The 20,048-nt window shown below is 60.9% G+C and carries 15 protein-coding genes; 8 read left to right on the top strand and 7 right to left on the bottom strand.

The window, feature by feature from the left end:
• Positions 1-168: 168 nt before the first annotated feature.
• The 3 genes from GA0061103_RS15165 (at position 169) to GA0061103_RS15175 (ending at position 3,651) form a co-directional block, all read left to right on the top strand.
• A complete protein-coding gene (locus tag GA0061103_RS15165) occupies positions 169-1,392 on the top strand; it encodes a lytic murein transglycosylase (RefSeq protein ID WP_092712431.1) in 1,224 nt (407 codons plus the stop codon).
• 80 nt (positions 1,393-1,472) lie between these two features.
• Entirely contained in the window at positions 1,473-2,663 is a 1,191-nt protein-coding gene (locus tag GA0061103_RS15170) for an SGNH/GDSL hydrolase family protein (protein WP_092712433.1), read from the top strand.
• 238 nt (positions 2,664-2,901) lie between these two features.
• Positions 2,902-3,651, top strand: a complete 750-nt coding sequence (locus tag GA0061103_RS15175) for an aminoacyl--tRNA ligase-related protein (protein WP_092712435.1) — start codon at positions 2,902-2,904, stop codon at positions 3,649-3,651.
• Positions 3,652-3,715: 64 nt separating this feature from the next.
• Here the strand turns inward: GA0061103_RS15175 and GA0061103_RS15180 are convergent, their stop codons facing one another.
• Both GA0061103_RS15180 and gltB read right to left on the bottom strand, forming a co-directional pair.
• Positions 3,716-5,170: a glutamate synthase subunit beta gene (locus GA0061103_RS15180; protein WP_092712437.1), complete on the bottom strand. Its 1,455-nt coding sequence runs from the start codon at positions 5,168-5,170 to the stop codon at positions 3,716-3,718.
• 177 nt (positions 5,171-5,347) lie between these two features.
• Complete coding sequence (gene gltB / locus GA0061103_RS15185) at positions 5,348-10,072, bottom strand: glutamate synthase large subunit (RefSeq protein WP_092712439.1); 4,725 nt, start codon at positions 10,070-10,072, stop codon at positions 5,348-5,350.
• A gap of 566 nt (positions 10,073-10,638) precedes the next feature.
• Between gltB and GA0061103_RS15190 the strand changes: the two genes are divergently transcribed.
• Entirely contained in the window at positions 10,639-11,685 is a 1,047-nt protein-coding gene (locus GA0061103_RS15190; RefSeq protein WP_092712441.1) for a threonine aldolase family protein, read from the top strand.
• Positions 11,686-12,068: 383 nt separating this feature from the next.
• Here GA0061103_RS15190 and GA0061103_RS15195 read toward each other — a convergent pair whose 3' ends face one another.
• A complete protein-coding gene (locus GA0061103_RS15195; RefSeq protein ID WP_092712443.1) occupies positions 12,069-12,926 on the bottom strand; it encodes a LysR family transcriptional regulator in 858 nt (285 codons plus the stop codon).
• 108 nt (positions 12,927-13,034) lie between these two features.
• Between GA0061103_RS15195 and GA0061103_RS15200 the strand changes: the two genes are divergently transcribed.
• Positions 13,035-14,060, top strand: coding sequence for a bile acid:sodium symporter family protein (locus GA0061103_RS15200; RefSeq protein ID WP_092712445.1), 1,026 nt, complete (start codon positions 13,035-13,037; stop codon positions 14,058-14,060).
• Between the two features lie 134 nt (positions 14,061-14,194).
• On the opposite strand, the gene GA0061103_RS15205 is transcribed toward GA0061103_RS15200, so the two are convergent.
• From GA0061103_RS15205 to GA0061103_RS15215, 3 genes are all read right to left on the bottom strand, one after another.
• Positions 14,195-14,659, bottom strand: a complete 465-nt coding sequence (locus tag GA0061103_RS15205; RefSeq protein WP_004117542.1) for an Hsp20 family protein — start codon at positions 14,657-14,659, stop codon at positions 14,195-14,197.
• Between the two features lie 404 nt (positions 14,660-15,063).
• Positions 15,064-15,714 (bottom strand): HAD family hydrolase, encoded by a 651-nt coding sequence (locus GA0061103_RS15210; RefSeq protein ID WP_342587974.1) that lies wholly within the window; start codon positions 15,712-15,714, stop codon positions 15,064-15,066.
• A 117-nt stretch (positions 15,715-15,831) separates the two neighbouring features.
• Positions 15,832-16,248, bottom strand: a complete 417-nt coding sequence (locus GA0061103_RS15215) for a DUF2000 domain-containing protein (protein ID WP_092712448.1) — start codon at positions 16,246-16,248, stop codon at positions 15,832-15,834.
• Between the two features lie 131 nt (positions 16,249-16,379).
• Between GA0061103_RS15215 and GA0061103_RS15220 the strand changes: the two genes are divergently transcribed.
• From GA0061103_RS15220 to GA0061103_RS15230, 3 genes are all read left to right on the top strand, one after another.
• A complete protein-coding gene (locus GA0061103_RS15220; protein ID WP_092712450.1) occupies positions 16,380-16,859 on the top strand; it encodes an Lrp/AsnC family transcriptional regulator in 480 nt (159 codons plus the stop codon).
• 99 nt (positions 16,860-16,958) lie between these two features.
• A complete protein-coding gene (locus GA0061103_RS15225; RefSeq protein ID WP_092712452.1) occupies positions 16,959-18,026 on the top strand; it encodes a cyclic nucleotide-gated ion channel in 1,068 nt (355 codons plus the stop codon).
• Positions 18,027-18,155: 129 nt separating this feature from the next.
• Entirely contained in the window at positions 18,156-19,130 is a 975-nt protein-coding gene (locus GA0061103_RS15230; RefSeq protein ID WP_092712454.1) for an alpha/beta fold hydrolase, read from the top strand.
• A 5-nt stretch (positions 19,131-19,135) separates the two neighbouring features.
• On the opposite strand, the gene hisN is transcribed toward GA0061103_RS15230, so the two are convergent.
• Positions 19,136-19,909 (bottom strand): histidinol-phosphatase, encoded by a 774-nt coding sequence (hisN, locus tag GA0061103_RS15235; protein WP_092712456.1) that lies wholly within the window; start codon positions 19,907-19,909, stop codon positions 19,136-19,138.
• Positions 19,910-20,048 lie beyond the last annotated feature (139 nt).

A 20,048-nucleotide genomic window follows, 5' to 3' on the forward strand; every position in this document is an offset into this window, starting at 1 on the left:
GCCATTCTAAAGGTCAGTAGATTAAATTTGCTACTGTTTTGCAAATAATGACTGACGCGAACTTCCATGGTAAAGAATTTGTTGACTTCGTTCGTTTAGCGTCACGCATGGGCCGATGCTACGTGCATCGCCGCACCGAAATCCAACGATTGATGGACAAGGCTGTAGATGACCGTAAACCGCAAACACTCCCTTCGTGGTCTCGCTTTGGCACTCGCGCTCGGCGCCTTGGCGGGATTCCTTCCCGTTAACGCCAATGCTGACCCTGGGTTCCAAAAATGGATCGCGGGCTTCTACGCTACCGCCGCAAAAAGCGGCATTACGCAATCAACCTATCGCGATGCATTTGCCGGCGTGACGGACCCAGACCCCACGGTCCTCGAAAAGGCGCAGTACCAACCGGAATTCAAGTCCCAGATCTGGGATTACCTCGACTCCCGTGTCAATCCCTATACGGTCGATATTGGCCGCAAGATGGCGGTCAAGTACGGATCCACACTGCGCACGCTCGAACAGCACTTCGGCGTCGATCGCAACATCATGCTTGCGATCTGGTCGATGGAATCCAATTACGGCGCGGTTCTAGCCAAGAATGATCGGCTGCATTATGTGCCTCGTGCGCTGGCGACACTTGCCTATGCCGATCCGAAACGGGCGAATTATGCCAAGAAGCAGCTCATCGCCGCGCTGAAGATCCTGCAGAAGGGCGATATCTCGCGCAAGGATCTGAACGGCTCCTGGGCCGGTGCCATGGGCCATACGCAGTTCATCCCGACCAGCTACCTGCTTTATGCCGTCGATGCCGATGGCAGCGGCCATGCCGATATCTGGAATTCCGTTCCGGACGCATTGGCGACGACAGCCAATCTTCTCGCCAAGAACGGCTGGGATACCGGCCGTACCTGGGGTTATGAAGTCACCGTGCCGCCCGGTGGCGGCGCCCAGGCTGGCAAGACACACACGATTGCGCAATGGGCGGCCCTCGGCTTCGTGCGCCCCAACGGCAAGGGCTTCCGCACGACCTCCGACCGCGCGCAGCTGAAGATGCCCGGCGGCCCGAACGGCCCAGGCTTCCTGATGACCGGCAACTTCTTCACCATCAAGCGCTACAACGCCTCCGACAGCTATGCGCTCGCCGTCGGTCTGCTCGCGGACCAGATCGCCGGCTATGGCGGCATGCAGCAATCCTGGCCCCGCCCGAGCGGCGCGCTCGACGTCAAGCAGAAATTCGAGCTGCAGACGCGCCTGAAGGAACTCGGCTATTATGACGGCGTGGTCGACGGCAATTTCGGCTCGGGCTCCAAGGCTGCCATCAGTGCCGTCCAGGAACGCATGGGCATGGATGCGGATGGCGAGCCCTCGATGAGCCTGCTGAAGGCATTGCGCAAGTAAGCCGCCTCGAGCGAATCCGGGATCGCCGGACGATGAAATCGTCCTTATGCGACCACGGAGTCGCGAGCGGAAGAGAAGCTATGATGAAACACTCTGCCCGCGCGACCATGGCAACTCTAAGGATTATTCTGACGGCATTTCTCACGGTCGTCATCGCGCTTGGCTGCCTGCCGAATATCGCGCAGGCGCAGGAGCGGCCGCGGCGAAATCTGCTCGACATGCTGTTCGGCACCCGCGAGCCCGATTACCCGGACCAGCCGGCCGAGCAGCCGCCGCCACGGCGCAAGGTACAGCCGAAGAAGCGGCCGACCCCGCCGCCGCGCCAGCCGGTCGCGCAGCCGGAAACGCCGCCGCCCGCGGAAAAGCTTCCCGACGCCAAGACCATCCTCGTCGTCGGCGATTTTCTGGCGAGTGGTTTGGCAACGGGATTGGAGGATGCCTTCTCCACCTCCCCCGGCGTCGTCATCCAGTCACGCGGCAACGTCGCCTCAGGCCTCGTGCGGCAGGATTATTACAACTGGCCGCAACAATTGCCCGGGATGATCGATCAGCTGAAACCGGCCATGGTCGTCGTCATGATTGGCGCCAATGATCGCCAGCAGATGATCGGCGACGGGCTGAACGAGAAATACGGTACCGATCCCTGGTTCCTTGCCTATGAAGAGCGTGTGCAGCAATTCGGCAAGCTGGTGACGAGCCGCCACATCCCGCTGCTCTGGGTCGGCCTGCCCTCCTTCGGCTCGGATCAGCTGACCGCCAGCGCGGTCAAGCTCAATCAGATCTATCAAAGCCAGACCACCAGCGTCGGCGGCGAGTTCATCGACATCTGGGACGGATTTACCGACCAGAACGGTGAGTTCATCGTCACCGGTTCCGATGTCAACGGCCAGCAGGTCCGGTTAAGGACGGCGGATGGCGTCAACCTGACGGCTGCCGGCAAGCGCAAGGTCGCCTTTTATCTGGAGAAATCCGCACGCCGGATCCTGGGAGATCAGGCAAGCCCTGACATCACGCGCCTGGACACGGGCAATCCGCTGCCGGCGCAACAGGCCAATCTTCCTGGCACAGAATCGGAAAAGATCACCCGCACGCAGCCGATGAGCCTCTCTGACCCCGATCTCGACGGCGGCTCGCAACTCCTGGGCAGCGCCTCTGCCCCTGCCACAACAACTTCATCACCCCGCGATCTTCTGGTCGAGAAGGGCCTGATGGACCCGGCGCCGGTCGGCCGCGTGGACGACTACAGATTGCCGGGATCGGTCGCACGATAGGCGGCGCGGAGACGGTTTGACAACGCCGCGCCCCGCCAATAGAAGAACTGCATGAGCACCGAAAGCGCAGATCATCTCGATCGTTACTGCACCTGCCTGCAGGCTGCAGCTCTGCGCGCTTTCTCCGGCCGAGGTCTCCGCGTCCAGTCGTGACGGCCGGAGGCGTTGACGTGTCCGGCGGCTGCTGGACGTAAAGCCCCCACCTCAAGACATCAACGTTGCCCATGGAGAATGGCACGTGCTCAATATCTATAACGTCAATTCGCTCGTTCATTGGGAAGAGCGAGATATCCGCCTGCGCGACGATCTCGTCCGTCTCTTTTCCGATGAAGTCGCACGCTTCCTGCGTTCCGCAAACCCCGCCTGGGATATCCGCAGGGTCGAGGCCCCGACCCTGATACCTCGAAACCTCGTTTCGGATGCCTATTCCAACTCGGACATATGGGTGCAGGAGCGAATGTCGAACACCGAGGCCGAACTCGTGCTGCGGCCAGAAACGACGCCTTCGACCTATGTCTATATGCAGCATCTTCTCGGAAACCATTCGCGAACAAGACTGCCGCTATGCGTCTGGCAGGCCGGCAAGTCCTATCGCCGCGAACAGGATCAGCCGAGCAAGCATGTCCGTCTCAAGGAATTCTGGCAGCTCGAATTCCAATGCGCCTTCACCGCCGACAGCGGCAATGATTACCACGCCGCCTCGCTGGAACCGGTGCGCCGGATGATCGCCTCGGTCATCCATCTGCCGACGAGGATCGTCCCGTCCGATCGGCTCCCGGCTTATTCCGAGGTGACGATGGATATCGAGGTCGACAATGGCGACAAATGGATGGAGGTCTGCTCGATTTCGAGACGCACGGACTTTCCAGAACGCTACCGCAGCCAGCCGAAGAAAGGGCCGGCGGTAGACCACGACATCGCCGTGCTCGAAATCGCCATCGGCCTCGATCGCTGCATCTACAACTGGAACATCGCCGCAAACCGGTAACGACAAAGGCCGGGTTCGCTACAGACCCGGCCTTCAATCACTTCGCGCGAAAAGACAGCACAACTTAGTTCGGCAGAACCGTCGAACCCATCAGGGCCTCGTCGATCGCACGCGCGGCCTGGCGGCCCTCGCGGATCGCCCAGACGACCAGCGACTGGCCGCGGCGAATATCGCCGGCCGTCCAGAGCTTGTCGACCGAAGTCTTGTAGTCCTTGTCATTGGCAACGATGTTCGTCGAACCACGGCGGTCGGTATTCAGCGTCAGCTTGCCGTCGAGTTCCTTCAGCACACTGTCGGTGAACGGGCCGCGGAAGCCGATGGCGATGAAAGCGAGATCCGCGCGGATGACGAATTCCGTGCCGGCGATCGGCTTGCGGCGATCGTCCACTTCGCAGCACTTCACGCCCGTCAGCACGCCGTCTTCACCGACGAATTCCAGCGTTGCGACCTGGAATTCACGAACCGCACCCTCGGCCTGCGAGGAGGAGGTGCGCATCTTCGTCGCCCAGAAAGGCCATACGGCGAGCTTGTCTTCCTTCTCCGGCGGCTGCGGACGAATGTCGAGCTGCGTCACCTTCACCGCGCCCTGGCGGAATGCCGTGCCGACGCAGTCGGATGCCGTATCCCCACCGCCGACGACGACGATATGCTTGCCGCCGGCCAGGATCGGATCGGCGGCCCAGCCGACGCTGTCGATGTTTTCGCGGCCGACGCGGCGGTTCTGCTGCACAAGATAGGGCATGGCGTCATGAACGCCGGCAAGCGTCGTACCGGGAATACCAGCCTCGCGCGGGGTTTCCGAGCCGCCGCAATAGAGCACGGCATCATAGTCAGCCAGAAGCTGCTCGATCTTGACGTCGACGCCAACATTGACGCCGCAATGGAAGGTGACGCCCTCGCCCTTCATCTGCTCGACGCGGCGATCGATGAAGTTCTTCTCCATCTTGAAGTCAGGGATACCGTAACGCAGCAGGCCGCCCGGCTTGCTTTCGCGCTCGTAGAGATGAACATCGTGACCGGCGCGGCCGAGCTGCTGGGCGGCAGCCATGCCGGCAGGACCGGAGCCGATGATCGCGACCTTCTTGCCTGTATGCACGGTTGCCGGCTGCGGCCGAATGAAGCCGAGTTCATAGGCCTTGTCGGCAATCGCCTGCTCGACGGTCTTGATGGCGACGGGCGCATCTTCCAGGTTCAGCGTGCAGGCTTCCTCGCAGGGCGCAGGGCAGACGCGGCCGGTGAATTCCGGGAAGTTGTTGGTCGAATGCAGGTTGTGGATCGCCTGTTCCCAATTGTTGTTGTAGACGAGGTCGTTCCAATCGGGGATCTGGTTGTGCACCGGGCAGCCGGTCGGGCCGTGGCAATAGGGAATGCCACAGTCCATGCAGCGGGCTGCCTGTTTCTGCACTTCCTGGTCCGACATGGGGATCGTGAATTCACGGAAATGCCGGATGCGATCAGACGCCGGCTGATACTTCGCCACCTGCCGGTCGATTTCCAAGAAGCCTGTTACCTTGCCCATGCTTTCGTTTCCTCACTCTAAAAGAGGAGCCCGTGGCTCCCGTGCCTGAGGGTCATCTCGGTTTCCCTGTCCGGCACTTTAATTCAAATCCGATTCCGCTATTCGACAGTCGCGATCGCCGTTTCGGCGATCGCTGTGCGAGGCGAAATCCTCGACTGGCTTTTGAGCCGGGGCGGATTACTCCGCCGCCACGCTCATCCGGCTGCGCTCCATTTCCTCAAGGGCGCGGCGGTATTCGACCGGCATGACCTTGCGGAATTTCGGGCGATAGTCGGCCCAGCGATCGAGGATCTCCTTGGCTCGCGTCGAGCCCGTGTAGTGGACGTGGTTCGAAATCAGCTGGAAGAGACGCTCCTCATCGTGGCGCGTCATGTCGTCGGAGACGTCGACGCGTCCCTTGTGCATGATGTCGCCGCCGTGATGATGCAGCTTCTCCAGCAGTTCGTCCTCTTCAGGAACGGGTTCCAGTTCGACCATCGCCATGTTGCAGCGACGGGCGAAATCGCCCTGCTCGTCGAGAACATAGGCCACGCCGCCCGACATGCCGGCTGCAAAGTTGCGGCCGGTTTCGCCGAGCACGACGACGACCCCGCCGGTCATGTACTCGCAGCCATGGTCGCCAACGCCTTCGACGACGGCGATCGCACCGGAGTTTCTGACCGCAAAGCGCTCACCCGCGACACCGCGGAAGTAGCACTCGCCCTCGGTCGCGCCGTAGAGCACGGTGTTACCGACGATGATCGAGTTTTCGGCGACGATCTTCGAGTTCTCCGGTGGACGGATGATGATGCGGCCGCCCGAAAGGCCCTTGCCGACATAGTCGTTGCCGTCGCCGACGAGGTTGAAGGTCACGCCGCGCGCCAGGAAGGCGCCGAAGGACTGGCCGGCCGTACCCTTCAGGGTGACGCTGATCGTGTCGTCCTTCAGGCCGCGATGGCCATAGCGCTTGGCAACCGCGCCCGACAGCATGGCGCCGGCGGAACGGTCGACGTTCTTGATATCGACCTCGAAAGCGACAGGCGTCTTGGAAGAGAGCGCAGGCTCCGCCTTCTCGATCAGCTTGCGGTCGAGAATGTCGTCGATCGGATGCTTCTGCACCGTCGTCCAGTAGGTCTCTTCCTTCGGCGCATCGACCTTGTGGAAGATACGGCTGAAGTCGAGGCCCCTCGCCTTCCAGTGGGCGAGCATGTCGTCCTTTTCCAGAAGCTCGGAAGCGCCGATGATCTCGTCCAGCTTGGCAACGCCGAGCGAAGCAAGAATCTCGCGCACTTCCTCGGCGACGAAGAAGAAGTAGTTGATGACGTGCTCCGGCGCACCCTTGAAGCGCTTGCGCAGGACCGGGTCCTGGGTGGCGACGCCAACCGGACAGGTGTTGAGATGGCACTTGCGCATCATGATGCAGCCGGCCGCGATCAGCGGCGCGGTCGCAAAGCCGAATTCGTCGGCACCGAGCAGCGCGCCGATGATGACGTCGCGGCCGGTCTTCAGACCGCCGTCGACCTGCAGGGCGATGCGCGAGCGCAGCCCGTTCAGCACCAGCGTCTGCTGGGTCTCGGCAAGACCGATTTCCCAGGGCGAACCTGCATGCTTCAGCGAGGTCAGCGGCGAAGCGCCGGTGCCGCCATCATAGCCCGAGACAGTGATGTGGTCGGCGCGCGCCTTGGCGACGCCGGCGGCAACCGTGCCGACGCCGACTTCCGAGACGAGCTTGACCGACACATCCGAGGTCGGGTTGACGTTCTTCAGGTCGTAGATCAGCTGTGCCAGATCTTCGATCGAATAGATGTCATGATGCGGCGGCGGCGAGATGAGGCCGACGCCCGGCGTCGAATGCCTAGTTTTGGCAACCGTGGCATCGACCTTGTGACCGGGCAGCTGGCCGCCTTCGCCAGGCTTGGCGCCCTGCGCGACCTTGATCTGCAGCACGTCCGCATTGACCAGATATTCGGTCGTCACGCCGAAACGGCCGGAGGCGATCTGCTTGATGGCGGAGCGTTCCGGGTTCGGCGAACCGTCGAAAAGCGGCATGTAGCGGTCGGATTCCTCGCCGCCTTCGCCAGTGTTCGACTTGCCGCCGATGCGGTTCATGGCGATCGCCAGCGTCGTATGCGCCTCGCGGCTGATCGAGCCGAAGGACATGGCGCCCGTCGAGAAGCGCTTGACGATATCGGCAGCCGGCTCGACCTCGTCGATCGAGATCGGCTTGCGGCCGAGCGCTTCCGCACCCTTGATCTTGAAGAGGCCACGGATGGTGTTCATCCGGAGCGCTGAATCGTTGACCATTTCGGAGAATTCGCGATAGCGGTCCTCGGCATTGCCACGGACGGCATGCTGAAGCGCTGCCACCGCATCCGGCGTCCAAGCATGGCTCTCGCCGCGCATGCGGTAGGCATATTCGCCGCCGATGTCGAGCGTGCTTGCGAGCAGCGGATCGCGGCCGAAAGCGGACTTGTGACGGGCAACGGTTTCCTCGGCGATCGTCTCGAGGCCGATGCCTTCGATCATCGTCGCCGTGCCGAAGAAGTACTGGTCGACCAGCTCCTGCTGCAAGCCCACAGCGTCGAAGATCTGCGCGCCGCAATAGGACTGATAGGTCGAAATACCCATCTTCGACATGACCTTGAGGATGCCCTTGCCGACCGCCTTGATGTAGCGGTAGACGACTTCAGTCGCGTCCACTTCCTTCGGGAATTCGCCGCGCTGATGCATGTCGAGCAGCGTGTCGAAGGCGAGATAGGGGTTGATGGCTTCGGCGCCGTAGCCGGCCAGCAGGCAGAAGTGATGCACTTCGCGCGGCTCGCCGGTTTCGACGACGATACCGACCGAGGTACGCAGGCCCTTGCGGATCAGGTGGTGATGAACGGCAGCGGTCGCGAGCAGCGCCGGGATGGCGATGCGGTCCGGCCCGATCTGACGATCGGAGAGCACGATGATGTTGTAGCCGCCGCGAACGGCCGCTTCCGCCCGCTCGCAGAGCCGGTCGAGCATTTCCGGCATGCCTTCGGCGCCGCGTTCGACATCATAGGTGAAGTCGAGCGTCTTGGTGTCGAAGCGATCCTCGGTGTGACCGATCGAGCGGATCTTTTCGAGATCGCCGTTGGTTAGGATCGGCTGGCGCACTTCCAGGCGCTTGGCGTTGGCCATGCCGGTATGGTCGAGCAGGTTCGGGCGCGGCCCGATGAAGGACACGAGGCTCATGACGAGTTCTTCGCGGATCGGGTCGATCGGCGGGTTCGTCACCTGCGCGAAGTTCTGCTTGAAGTAGGTATAGAGCAGCTTCGCCTTGTCGGACATGGCCGAGATCGGCGTGTCCGTGCCCATGGAGCCGACGGCTTCCTGACCCGTCGTCGCCATCGGCGACATCAGCAGCTTGGTGTCTTCGGTCGTGTAGCCGAAGGCCTGCTGGCGATCGAGCAGCGACACGTCGCGACGCAGCGCCCGCGGCTCCACCGGCTTCAGGTCTTCGAGGATCAGCTGCGTGCGGTTCAGCCAGTTGCGATAGGGATGCTTGGTCGACAGTTCCGACTTCACCTCGTCATCGGAGATGATGCGGCCCTTCTCCATGTCGATCAGCAGCATCTTGCCCGGTTGCAGGCGCCACTTCTGGATGATCTTCTCTTCCTCAACCGGCAGAACGCCGGCTTCGGACGCCATGATGATGCGATCATCGTTGGTGACGAGATAGCGGGCCGGACGCAGGCCGTTACGGTCGAGCGTCGCGCCGATCTGCTTGCCGTCGGTGAAGGCAACGGCGGCCGGGCCATCCCACGGCTCCATCAGGGCTGCGTGATACTCGTAGAATGCCTTGCGCTCGGCAGCCATCAAGTGGTTGCCGGCCCATGCCTCCGGGATGAGCATCATCATGGCATGCGCCATGGAATAGCCGCCGCGCACGAGGAATTCGAGCGCGTTATCGAAGCAGGCCGTGTCCGACTGACCTTCATAGGAAATCGGCCATAGCTTGGAGATATCGTCACCAAAGAGAGGCGAGGATACGGACGCCTGGCGAGCCGCCATCCAGTTGACGTTGCCGCGCAGCGTGTTGATCTCGCCGTTATGCGCGACCATGCGGTACGGGTGCGCAAGCTTCCACGACGGGAAGGTGTTGGTCGAGAAACGCTGGTGCACGAGCGCAACCGCCGTCTCAAAACGCGGATCGGACAAGTCCTTATAATAGGCGCCTACCTGGTAGGCGAGGAACATGCCCTTGTAGACGATGGTCGAGCTCGACAGCGACACGGGGTAGAAGCTGCTCTCTTCGCCCTCATATTCCGCATAGATGCGGTTGGAGATCACCTTGCGCAGGGTGAAGAGGCGGCGCTCGAACTCCTCGTTCGTGCCGGCATCGCGGCCGGCGCCGATGAAGACCTGCACATGATGCGGCTCGGTGGCGGCAATGTCAGGTGCCTTCGACAGCGAGGAGTTGTCGACCGGCACATCGCGGAAGCCGAGCAGCACCTGGCCTTCTTCGGCCACGACCTGCTTGATGGCCGTCTTGAAGTGCTCGATCAGCGCCTCGTCGCGCGGCAGGAAGAAATGGCCGACGCCATATTCGCCGGCCTTCGGCAGGATCACGCCCTGCTTGGCCATTTCCTCGCGGAAGAAACGGTCGGGGATCTGCACGAGAATGCCCGCACCATCGCCCATCAGCGGATCGGCGCCGACGGCACCGCGATGCGTCAGGTTCTCGAGAATGAACAGGCCGTCGCGCACGATCTGGTGCGACTTCTGGCCCTTCATATGCGCGACGAAGCCGACACCACAGGCGTCATGTTCGTTGCGCGGATCGTAGAGGCCCTGTTTCGGCGGGATGCCAACAGCGCGTTTCGACGTCTTGGCCGTCGCGGCAGCATTCACTGCAGCGGTCTGGTCAAAACTCGTCAACGTCTTTCTGTTCGTCATGGTCTTCCCTCCGGTAAGGCCCGCGTCGCGGGCGCTCCTTCGTCCCGCGCGGTCCGTTTCCGAAGCCGACGCGCGACAGCGCTGTTGCATTGTGAAGATCCGGCCGCGAACCGCAGCCCCTTGAAGTGGAGCCCGTCGTCAGCGTTCCGCGCCTGCTATTCCACCGCCGCATTGCCCGCGCCTTATAGGCTAAAAAGGGCATGCTCCTGGTAACTATAGCTCGAAATCCCGACATCGTCAGGACCCTGGGGGCACATCTTCGGCCTCGGCGGCCAAAATAGGACAGCAACCCTGTCCTAATTCATCAGCTCTATGCCAGAAAGCTTAAGCCTTCGCAAGAGCAAAACGGCAAAATTTCGTCAACGAAAGACGGAAGATTGCCTTTGTTGCAGGAATAGAGCAATAAAGTTTCGCTGCGGCGCATCATTTTATTTGTTGATTGCGTCAATCAATTTCTGTGATGCATTCTTCAAACTCATGCTCTTGATAGGTTTTTGCATTGGCGTAATGTCCGGCCGACCCTATCTAATCTAGCCGCAATTCAATCCTCCATCTGGTGCATTTCCATGTTCTTTGCTTCCGACAACTGGGCCGGCGCCCATTCCAAAGTCGCCGAACGTCTGCTCGCCGCATCGAGCGGTTTTGCCTCCGCCTACGGCACAAGCGAGCTCGACCAGAGTGTCGAAGCCAAATTCTCCGAGATTTTCGAGCGCGAGGTCGCGGTCTTCTTCGTCGCGACGGGTACGGCCGCCAATTCGCTATCGCTTGCCAGCGTCCAGAAGCCCGGCGGCATCAGCTTCTGCCACACCGAGGCGCATGTCGCCGAAGACGAATGCGGCGCCCCTGACTTCTTCAGCGGCGCGCGTCTTGCGACCGTCGAGGGCGCTCTCGGCAAGATCGATCCCAAGGCGCTTGCCACCAAGATCGCCCGCTTCCCGCAGGATGCCGTGCACCATGGCCGCGCCGCCGCCGTGACGATCACGCAGGCGACGGAAATCGGCACGGTCTATTCGCTCGCCGAAATCGACGCCATCGCCTCCATCACCAAGGCGAACGGCCTGCCGTTGCATATGGATGGCGCGCGTTTTGCCAACGCCCTGGTCGCGCTCGGCGCCACTCCGGCCGAGATGACCTGGAAGCGCGGCATCGACATCCTCTCCTTCGGCGGCACCAAGAATGGCTGCTGGTGCGCCGAGGCAATCGTCTTCTTCGATCCCGAGAAGGCAAAGGAGATGCATTTCATCCGCAAGCGCGCCGCCCAGCTCTTCTCCAAATCGCGCTTCATCGCCGCCCAGTTCGACGGTTATTTTCAGGACGGCCTCTGGCTCGATCTCGCCCGCCACTCCAACGGCATGGCCGATCGCCTGCGTGCCGGCCTCGAAAAAACCCGCGGCGCCCGTCTCGCCTGGCCGACAGCCTCGAACGAGGTTTTTGCGATCATCCCAAAATCCTCCACCAAGGCTGCGGAAGACAAAGGCGCGAAGTTCTACGAATGGCCGATTCCGGAATCGCAGCCGGATCTCGTCGGCAGCGATGAAACGCTGATCCGCCTCGTCACCAGCTTTGCGACGACCGAGGCCGATGTCGCGAACTTCCTTGCCTGCCTGGCCTGACTTGCATGAAAAAAAGAGCGCCGGAGCCGGCTTCCAGACCGGACGGCGCTCGCAATAGCGGCAAGAGGTCAGTTTTGATTCCGATGGGCGATTATTGCGAAGTTCGATAGATCGTCGCGGTCGGACGCCGGTGCATGATGTACGATCATCGTCATTGCCACGACGCAGGCGACAAGTCCGGAAATGAAGATGGCACCGTATGTCATCGGAACGACTATCCCCCCGCAATTCACCCACCGCCACCGGAGATAGCAGAACAAGCTGACTTCCGCCTGAAATCGAGCATGACGGGATGAAGATAAAAGCAGCCGGCAAAATAAATCCAGATCCCATCCACATGATCGGAAACGACTTTTAACGATATCTGATAAACGATTTCGTCGTTAGCTTGGTCGCGGCCCCCTGACCTTCGCGAGTATATCGTCCGAGAGCGCCTTGACCAAAAGCTGGTCCGCGCCTTTGCGCGGCACGAGCACGAATTCCACATCTTCGAGGATGGGCAGCCAGCCCGGCGCGATCTCCATCAATCCGGTAGGCGCAGTGCTCTTCGGCTGTACGAGGACGCCCATGCCGGCGCGCGCCGCCGCCGTCAGGCCGCTGAGGCTGCCGCAGGTGCAGACAATGCGCCACGGCATCTGCTGCCGGCGGAGTGCCTCCAGCGCCACCGCGCGCGTGACGCTCGGCGTGGGAAAGGCGATCAGGGGCAGCGGTGCCGCAAGCCGGCGGATGCGATCCGGATCGCGGGCCAGCCAGACCAGCGGCTCGCGATAGACGAGCCTGCCCCTGCTGTCACCGAGCCGGCGCTTGGCAAGCACGAGATCGAGATCGCCATTATCCTGCATTTCATAAAGCACACCACTGAGCGCAACCGTCAGCTCGAGATCGACGGACGGATGCGAGCGCACGAACTCCTCCAGCACATCGGGAAGCTGGCTGGTGACGAAATCTTCGGAAACGCCGAGTCGGAGACTGCCGCGCAGGCTGTTGCCGGCAAAAAGCTGCCGCACCTCGCCTTCGATCGACAGCATCTGACGTGCATGGCCGAGCAAGGCCTCGCCATCGCCGGTCAGCACCACGCGATGCGTATCCCGCGCCAAGAGCTTGCGCCCGAGTTCGGCTTCCAGCCGCTGTATATGCTGGCTGACGGTCGATTGCCCAAGACCGAGCCGCTCCGCCGCTAGCGTGAAACTGCCCATCTGCTCGACAGCGACGAAGCTGCGCAACTGCGTGAGATCCAGCAAGGCTTATCCTATATTATGATAACTGTTATTCCTTGCATCGTGGATCACAATAGGTCTATCTGCAAGGAATAATCATCAAGACTTGTAAATGCGATTGGGGTAGGCACGATGCGCCGCTTTCTTCCAGACACCTTCACCATGCTGCTGGTGCTCACCGTTCTGACGGCATCCTTCTTTCCGGTGCAGGGGGCGAGCGCTCACTATTTCGGCATTGCCACCAACTTCGCCATCGGCCTTTTGTTCTTCCTGCATGGCGCGCGCCTCTCGCGCGATGTCGTCATTGCCGGCATGCTGCACTGGCGGCTGCATCTCGTCATCCTGCTGACGACCTTCGGCATCTTCCCGCTGCTGGTGCTGGCCATGGGCCATATCGTCCCCAACAGCATTCTGCCCGTATCGCTCTATACCGGCATGCTGTTTTTGAGCGTACTGCCTTCGACCGTGCAGTCCTCCATCGCCTTCACCTCCATCGCCGGCGGCAATGTGCCGGCCGCGATCTGCTCCGCATCGGCCTCCAACATTTTTGGCATGTTCCTGACGCCGCTGCTCGTCGGCATCCTGTTTTCGGTCGGCGGCCAGGGCGGTGGCTTTTCCTGGGATGTCCTGTGGCAGATCATGCTGCAGCTGCTCGCCCCCTTCATCGCCGGCCAGCTGCTGCAGCCATGGATCGGCGATTGGATTCGTTCGAAGAAAAAGATCCTGATGCCGGTCGATCGCGGCTCGATCCTCATGGTCGTCTATTCCGCCTTCAGCGAGGCCGTGGTCGAGGGTCTGTGGCATACCTTCTCCGTGCTCGATATCGTCACAGTCGTCATCGCGAATATGGTGCTTCTGGCGATGGTGCTCTGCATCACCATGTTCGGCAGCCGTGCCCTTGGCTTTTCGAAGGCAGACGAAATCACCATCACCTTCTGCGGCTCGAAGAAGTCGCTGGCGAGCGGCGTGCCGATGGCCAACGTCATCTTCGCCGGCCAGGGTATCGGCGCTATCGTGCTGCCGCTCATGCTGTTCCATCAAATCCAGCTGATGACCTGCGCCGTGCTTGCCCAGAAATATGCCGATGCCGCCAAGCGGCGCGAGGCTGCGAAGGCTCAGGCGGGAACGAAAACGGGCGAAGCGACAAACGCGGCCTGAGTTCCTTCGACATCGGGTTAAAACAAAAGCGGCGTCCGAATGGACGCCGCTTCTTTTTGATCTTGGGAGGATCAAAGGCGTGACGGCTTAAAACCGCCAGCCTGGACATGACGGCCAAGGACCGTCAGTCCGTATTAGTTTATGTGTGCCTCGATGGCCTTCGGAGCTTCCACGGGCTCGGCCGCAATGGAGATGCGACGGGGCTTCATGGCTTCCGGAATGTTGCGCAGCAGATCGATGTGCAGCAGACCATTCTTCAGCGATGCAGCCTGGACCTCGACATGATCGGCAAGCTGGAAACGGCGCTCGAAGGCGCGCTTGGCGATACCGCGATAGAGATATTCGCTGGTTTCAGCCGGCTCTTCGCTCTTTTCGCCCTTGACCTGAAGGACATGGGCGTGAGCCTCGATGCTCAGTTCCTTTTCATCGAAACCGGCAACGGCCATGGTGATGCGGTAGGTGTTTTCACCCGTACGCTCGATGTTGTAGGGCGGATAGGTCTGAGCCTGATCCGGCTGGCCAAGGCTGTCGAGCATGGTGAAAAGGCGGTCGAAACCGACGGTGGAACGGTAAAGGGGAGAGAAGTCTACGTGACGCATGGAGTCCTCCTGTGAGCGACAATTGCGATTTCAATTCTGTCCCATGACCCCACTCTTGGCGGCCTCGGGACGGTTTCGCAGGCCCGTTTGGCACCCGCAGAGTTGAGATGGGGATCGCTTTTCCGGAGTTCAAGCCCCCTGCGCTGCTGCACCCGCTTTGAGAAAAAGCACTGCGTGAACCGTAGATGAACGGGTGGTTCGGAACCCGTTCAGGCTGACGGGCCTATCGTCCAAACCATCGGAACACCATCGTCCGATGACTGAAGTGTATCGTCCCTTCTTCTTCAGTCCTTGCTCGGCCGGCGAAGCGGATCTCTCTATCTCCGCAAGCCGGCCTTTTTTCGCAGTGCTGGAGCGATAGCAGTGCGGAATCGCTTTGGATGGAATCCACAGAGACTAATTGCCTAGATCGAAAGCCGTCCATTCGCCACAGCTATAAGCCGATGTACCTCATGCAGGCTGGAAGCCGAACCCAGGCAAAGTTTCAGGATTTCCTCATTGGGCTCCATCTGATCCGGCACCATGATTGTCATCATGCCGGCTCCGGAGGCGGATCTTATTCCGTTATGTGAATCTTCCAGAGCGAGACAGGAAGATGGCTCGATACCTAACCGGGCCGCAGCCGTCAAAAATGGATCCGGAGCAGGCTTGCTTTCCACATAGTCGCCATACGCGACAATGTGATGGAAACGATGCGTCAGGCCGTGGGCCTCAAGATGGTGATCGACGCTCTGACGGAATGAGGACGTCGCTATCGCTCGTGGAATATCGAGTTCGTCCAGAAGATCCAGCAACTCCGAAACCCCTGCCTTCAGAGCAAGCTCCGTTTCGCCCAAGACGCTGAAATGCTTGAGCCAGAGAGATCGCACATCGTCGACCGGGAAAGAGGAGCCATACAGGAGAAGCAGCGAATGACGGTTCACATGCCAAGGCGAACCGATCATGGGACGGTACAAGTCCCATGTCATTTCATAGCCATACGCCGCTGCCGCCGTGATCAGCGAACGTATGTAGAGCGACTCGGTGTCGAAGAGCAGTCCATCCATGTCGAACACGACTGCACGGGGCGATTGAGGGAGTTTCATGCCATAGCCGTTACCAGCATGGAACGAGGACGACAAGCTCGCCGATACCGTAGACCGTCCCTTACCCCGCGCGACCTAGCGACGAACCTACCGCAAAAGCTTCAGCGAGCCGGTCAGCGATTTCACCCATTTCGAAGGCCCAGCCAGCCCCAGGCCGTCGATCACCTCGCCGGCGAGATCGCGACCCGGAAACGTCGCCTCGTATTCCCTGTAATCGTGCAGCGAACGGGCAAAGGCGGGAAACGGAACGATCGCGCGGTCGTTTTCTACCGGCAAGGTCTTCAGCAACAGAGATCGTATGGTTTCCGCATCCGCCTGCAGTATCGGAACGGGCATGTTCGAACTGATGTCGATGGTACGCTCCTCCCTGTCGGTCAATTGCCTGGCCGCGAGCGCGGGAAACTTTGCGCCCAAGCCGATCGAGATGGCGCCGGCGGTGTTGGCGATCAGACCGAGCGGCAATGCCGGATTGATGACGATGGCTAAACGAATATCGGGAAGCATGGAGACCTGCTGCTGTTGAGGTTATATGCATGCAGAATATCTTCGAGATCCGGGGCGTTCTTACCTTTCATTGCAGCCAGTAACGCAATTATGGTAGGGTCTACCAAATTTTGCTGGAATTGAGGTATGATATGCCTGAACCCCTTGAACCCATCGATCTGCGGATCCTCGGGGCGCTCCAGAAGGACGGGCGCCTGACGAATCAGGCGCTTTCCTCCGAAGTCGGGCTCTCGACGTCGCCATGCTGGCGGCGCGTGCGCCAGCTGGAGGAAACGGGCGTGATCCAGGGTTATGCCGCAACCCTGGATAGACGCCGGATCGGTCTCGGCGTTCTTGCCTTCATCAGGGTGAAGATCGACAGCCACAGCGAGGCGGAGGCCGAGGAATTCTCGCGCGACGTCCTGAAGCTCAGCGAAGTCGTGGCCTGCTACAGCATCGCCGGCGACGCGGACTTCCTGCTGCAAGTGGTCGCAACCGATCTCGACAGCTATGCGGATTTCGCCATGGCGGTCGTTCGCCAGCTGCCGCGCATCAAGGAAATGCAGACGACCTTCGTGCTCAAGGAAATCAAGCCTTTCAAGGGTCTTCCGCTTGAGGTCGGGCAGCGATAACACACAACGCTTGGCCGCCGCGCATATCCTGCGAGCCCTTTACGTTTGGATCGAAGCCATCCTATTCTCAGCCGAGTGGCTGCCACCCCGGGGTATTGAATGTCGGCGCTCTCTTTCTCGAAGATTTCCGCATCGCTGAATGCGCTGCTCGCCGCAATCGGTCTGTTGACCGTGGCGGCACTCACGACGCCTGATATAACTGGACAGACCAGGCTCATCCTGGAAGCCCTGCTCGTCGGCGTCTGGGCCGTCTATGTTCTGCAATTGATCGAAACGCTGGTCATACACCGCGCGAAGGACGTTCGCGGCAGGGCACCGGAAATCGCCGTCGACATACTGGCCGTTCTGGTCCCGCTGGCCGCATTCCTTCTCGTCCGCGGGCGCGACCAGAGCCTCTATTGCGCTATCTGGCTCCTGAAGCCATTACGCGGCTCGACCTTCTTCCGGCTGCTGGGCAGGGTCCTGACCAAGGAAGCGCGCAACCTGATCGGCGTCACCTCGATCTTCGGCATCGTTCTATTCGCTGCAGCGCTTGCGGCTTATATCATCGAGCGCGACGTCCAGCCTGACAAGTTCGGCAGCATCCCCCTCGCAATGTGGTGGGCCGTGACTACGCTGTCGACCACGGGCTATGGCGACGAGATTCCGCAAAGTTTTGCCGGGCGCATCCTTGCCGGGCTGGTCATGATGAGCGGGATCGGCATCTTCGCCTTATGGGCCGGCATCCTCGCCACCGGCTTCTACGAAGAGGTTCGTCGCCAGGATTTCGTGCGCAACTGGCAGCTGGTTGCAGGAGTCCCGCTGTTTCAAAAGCTTGGCTCGGGCGCGCTCATAGAGATCGTACGAGCCCTGAGACCCCGTATCGTGCCGGCCGGCGGCATCATCTGCCGCAAGGGCGAGGCCGGCGACCAGATGTATTTCATCGTCGAGGGCCGCGTCAGCGTCGCCACGCCGAACCCGGTGGAACTCGGCTCCGGCAGTTTCTTCGGCGAGATGGCGCTGATCACCGGCGAGCCCCGCTCGGCAACCGTCAGCGCCGCAACGGAAGTCTCGCTGCTGTCGCTCTATGCGTCGGATTTCCAGATGCTGTCGAGCAGCAGCCCCGAGATCGCCGAGATCATTCGCCAGACCGCGCTGGAACGGCGCGGTGCGGCACCGAAGAGCTGATGCGGACGATCTTCATGGCGTCGATCGTTGCGCGCATCGTTCGGAGAAAAGCCATAAACCTGTTGCAATTCCATGGGGCTGCGCTATCCCCTTGGGATGAGCCATTGGTCAGCAAGGCGCGACACCATTATGGATTCGGTCCTCTATTCCACAGCAGATAATCCGGTGCCGGAAAACCGCACCGAAGGCTTCTTCGAAAGCTTCGACGGCCGCAAGCTGCGCTATGCCGTCTTCCGCTGCGAGCAGCCGGTTGCCAAGGGAACCGTTGTTCTGCTGCAGGGCCGCAACGAGTTCATGGAGAAATATTTCGAGACGATCCGCGACCTTAACGCCAAGGGCCTTTGGGTCGCGACCTTCGATCTGCGCGGCCAGGGCGGATCGGAGCGGCTGCTGAAGGACCCCTTGCGCGGCCACATCCGGCACTTTTCCGATTATGAGCGCGATTTGACCGCCTTCCTCGACAAGATCGTCCTGCCGGATACGCGCCTGCCCTTCTTTCTCCTCGCCCATTCGACGGGCGCGCTGATCGCGCTGTCAGCCGCGCCGAGGCTTGCAACCCGAATCGAGCGCATGGTGCTGTCGGCTCCCTTTATCGGCCTTACCGGCCATGGCGCCTCCCCTGGCCTTATCCGCTTTCTGTCCGGCACGGTCAGCGGCATCGGCCTGGGCCGAATGCAGTTCAGCAAGAAGTTCAAGGAAAGACCATTTGCTGAAAACCCGTTGACGACGGACGAACAGCGCTACCGCCGCAACATCGGCATCGGCACCACCTATCCACAGCTTTGCCTGGGACCGCCGACGGCACGCTGGCTGTCGCAAGCCCTGCGGGCGATCGAACGGGTCAACAGACCCGAACACCTGTTTTCAATTCAGGTCCCCACCGTCTTGATCGCGCCGACGCGCGACGGCGTGGTGCCCTATGCCGATCAGGAGCGGCTGTCACGCTATTTCCGTGCCGCTCAACTCGTTCCGATTCACGGCGCCAAGCATGAAATCCTGCAGGAACGGGATGTCTATCGCAATCAGGCGCTTGCCGCGATCCACGCCTTCATTCCCGGCAGCGACGCCGAAACCAATGCCTATGAGATTGAGGCGGAGGCCTGAGCGGCTCAGCGAGACAGAACCGCCAGGGCCTGCTCGTAAACTGCGCGGCTACCGGCTGCGATGATCGTTCCGCCCATTTCCGGCCGGCCGCCATCCCAGGTGGTCATGATGCCGCCGGCCTGTTCGATGACCGGAATGATGCCGCCGACATCATAGGGCTTCAGCGAATTCTCGATGACGAGATCGATGTGGCCGGCCGCCAGCAGCGCATAGGCATAGCAATCGCAGCCATATCGGAAGAGCCGCACCTGGCTTTCGATCTCGCGATATTTGGCAAGCTCGCCACCGACGAAAAGATGCGGTGAGGTGGTGAAGAGGATGGCATTCGAGAGGCTGCCGCAATCGCGGACCTGCAGCCGCCTTTCGCCGTCCGGACCGGAGTAGGTGGCGCCATTGCCATCCGCGAAATAACGCTCGCCGGTGAAGGGCTGGTCGATCAGGCCCATGACGGCGCGGCCGTTCTTCTGCAGGCCGATCAGCGTTCCCCAGACCGGAACGCCCGAAATGAAGGCGCGCGTGCCATCGATCGGATCGATCACCCAGACATGCTCGCGGTCGAGCCCGACATTGCCATGCTCCTCGCCGAGAATACCATGATCGGGAAATTCGGCCTCGATCAGCGCGCGAATCGCCTCTTCGGCAGCGCGGTCCCCTTCCGTCACGGGATCAAAGCCCTTGGCTTCCTTGTTGATCACATCGATGCCGGCGCGGAAGCGCGGCAGGGTTTCGGCCTTGGCCGCTTCAGCCAGACGATAGAAGAACGAGCGATCGGGAAGCATGGTAAATCCGGATAAGTGACGGGATGGCGATGTCATAACCCATATAAGCCGTGAAGCAAACCGGATGATGACGCACTGGGCGCAATGCCTGCGGATCAGGCAGGATTTCCAAATCTGCCTAAATATTTTGCATCGCAAT

The sequence above is a fragment of the Martinezella multihospitum genome (genome assembly GCF_900094585.1).
Lineage (GTDB): Bacteria > Pseudomonadota > Alphaproteobacteria > Rhizobiales > Rhizobiaceae > Rhizobium > Rhizobium multihospitium.

Bases quoted from the DNA above. Each gene is read 5' to 3' on its own strand.
- GA0061103_RS15165 (WP_092712431.1), top strand. From the start codon at position 169: ATGACCGTAAACCGCAAACACTCCCTTCGTGGTCTCGCTTTGGCACTC.
- GA0061103_RS15170 (WP_092712433.1), top strand. From the start codon at position 1,473: ATGATGAAACACTCTGCCCGCGCGACCATGGCAACTCTAAGGATTATT.
- GA0061103_RS15180 (WP_092712437.1), bottom strand. From the start codon at position 5,170: ATGGGCAAGGTAACAGGCTTCTTGGAAATCGACCGGCAGGTGGCGAAG.
- gltB (WP_092712439.1), bottom strand. From the start codon at position 10,072: ATGACGAACAGAAAGACGTTGACGAGTTTTGACCAGACCGCTGCAGTG.
- GA0061103_RS15190 (WP_092712441.1), top strand. From the start codon at position 10,639: ATGTTCTTTGCTTCCGACAACTGGGCCGGCGCCCATTCCAAAGTCGCC.
- GA0061103_RS15200 (WP_092712445.1), top strand. From the start codon at position 13,035: ATGCGCCGCTTTCTTCCAGACACCTTCACCATGCTGCTGGTGCTCACC.
- GA0061103_RS15205 (WP_004117542.1), bottom strand. From the start codon at position 14,659: ATGCGTCACGTAGACTTCTCTCCCCTTTACCGTTCCACCGTCGGTTTC.
- GA0061103_RS15215 (WP_092712448.1), bottom strand. From the start codon at position 16,248: ATGCTTCCCGATATTCGTTTAGCCATCGTCATCAATCCGGCATTGCCG.
- GA0061103_RS15220 (WP_092712450.1), top strand. From the start codon at position 16,380: ATGCCTGAACCCCTTGAACCCATCGATCTGCGGATCCTCGGGGCGCTC.
- GA0061103_RS15225 (WP_092712452.1), top strand. From the start codon at position 16,959: ATGTCGGCGCTCTCTTTCTCGAAGATTTCCGCATCGCTGAATGCGCTG.
- GA0061103_RS15230 (WP_092712454.1), top strand. From the start codon at position 18,156: ATGGATTCGGTCCTCTATTCCACAGCAGATAATCCGGTGCCGGAAAAC.
- hisN (WP_092712456.1), bottom strand. From the start codon at position 19,909: ATGCTTCCCGATCGCTCGTTCTTCTATCGTCTGGCTGAAGCGGCCAAG.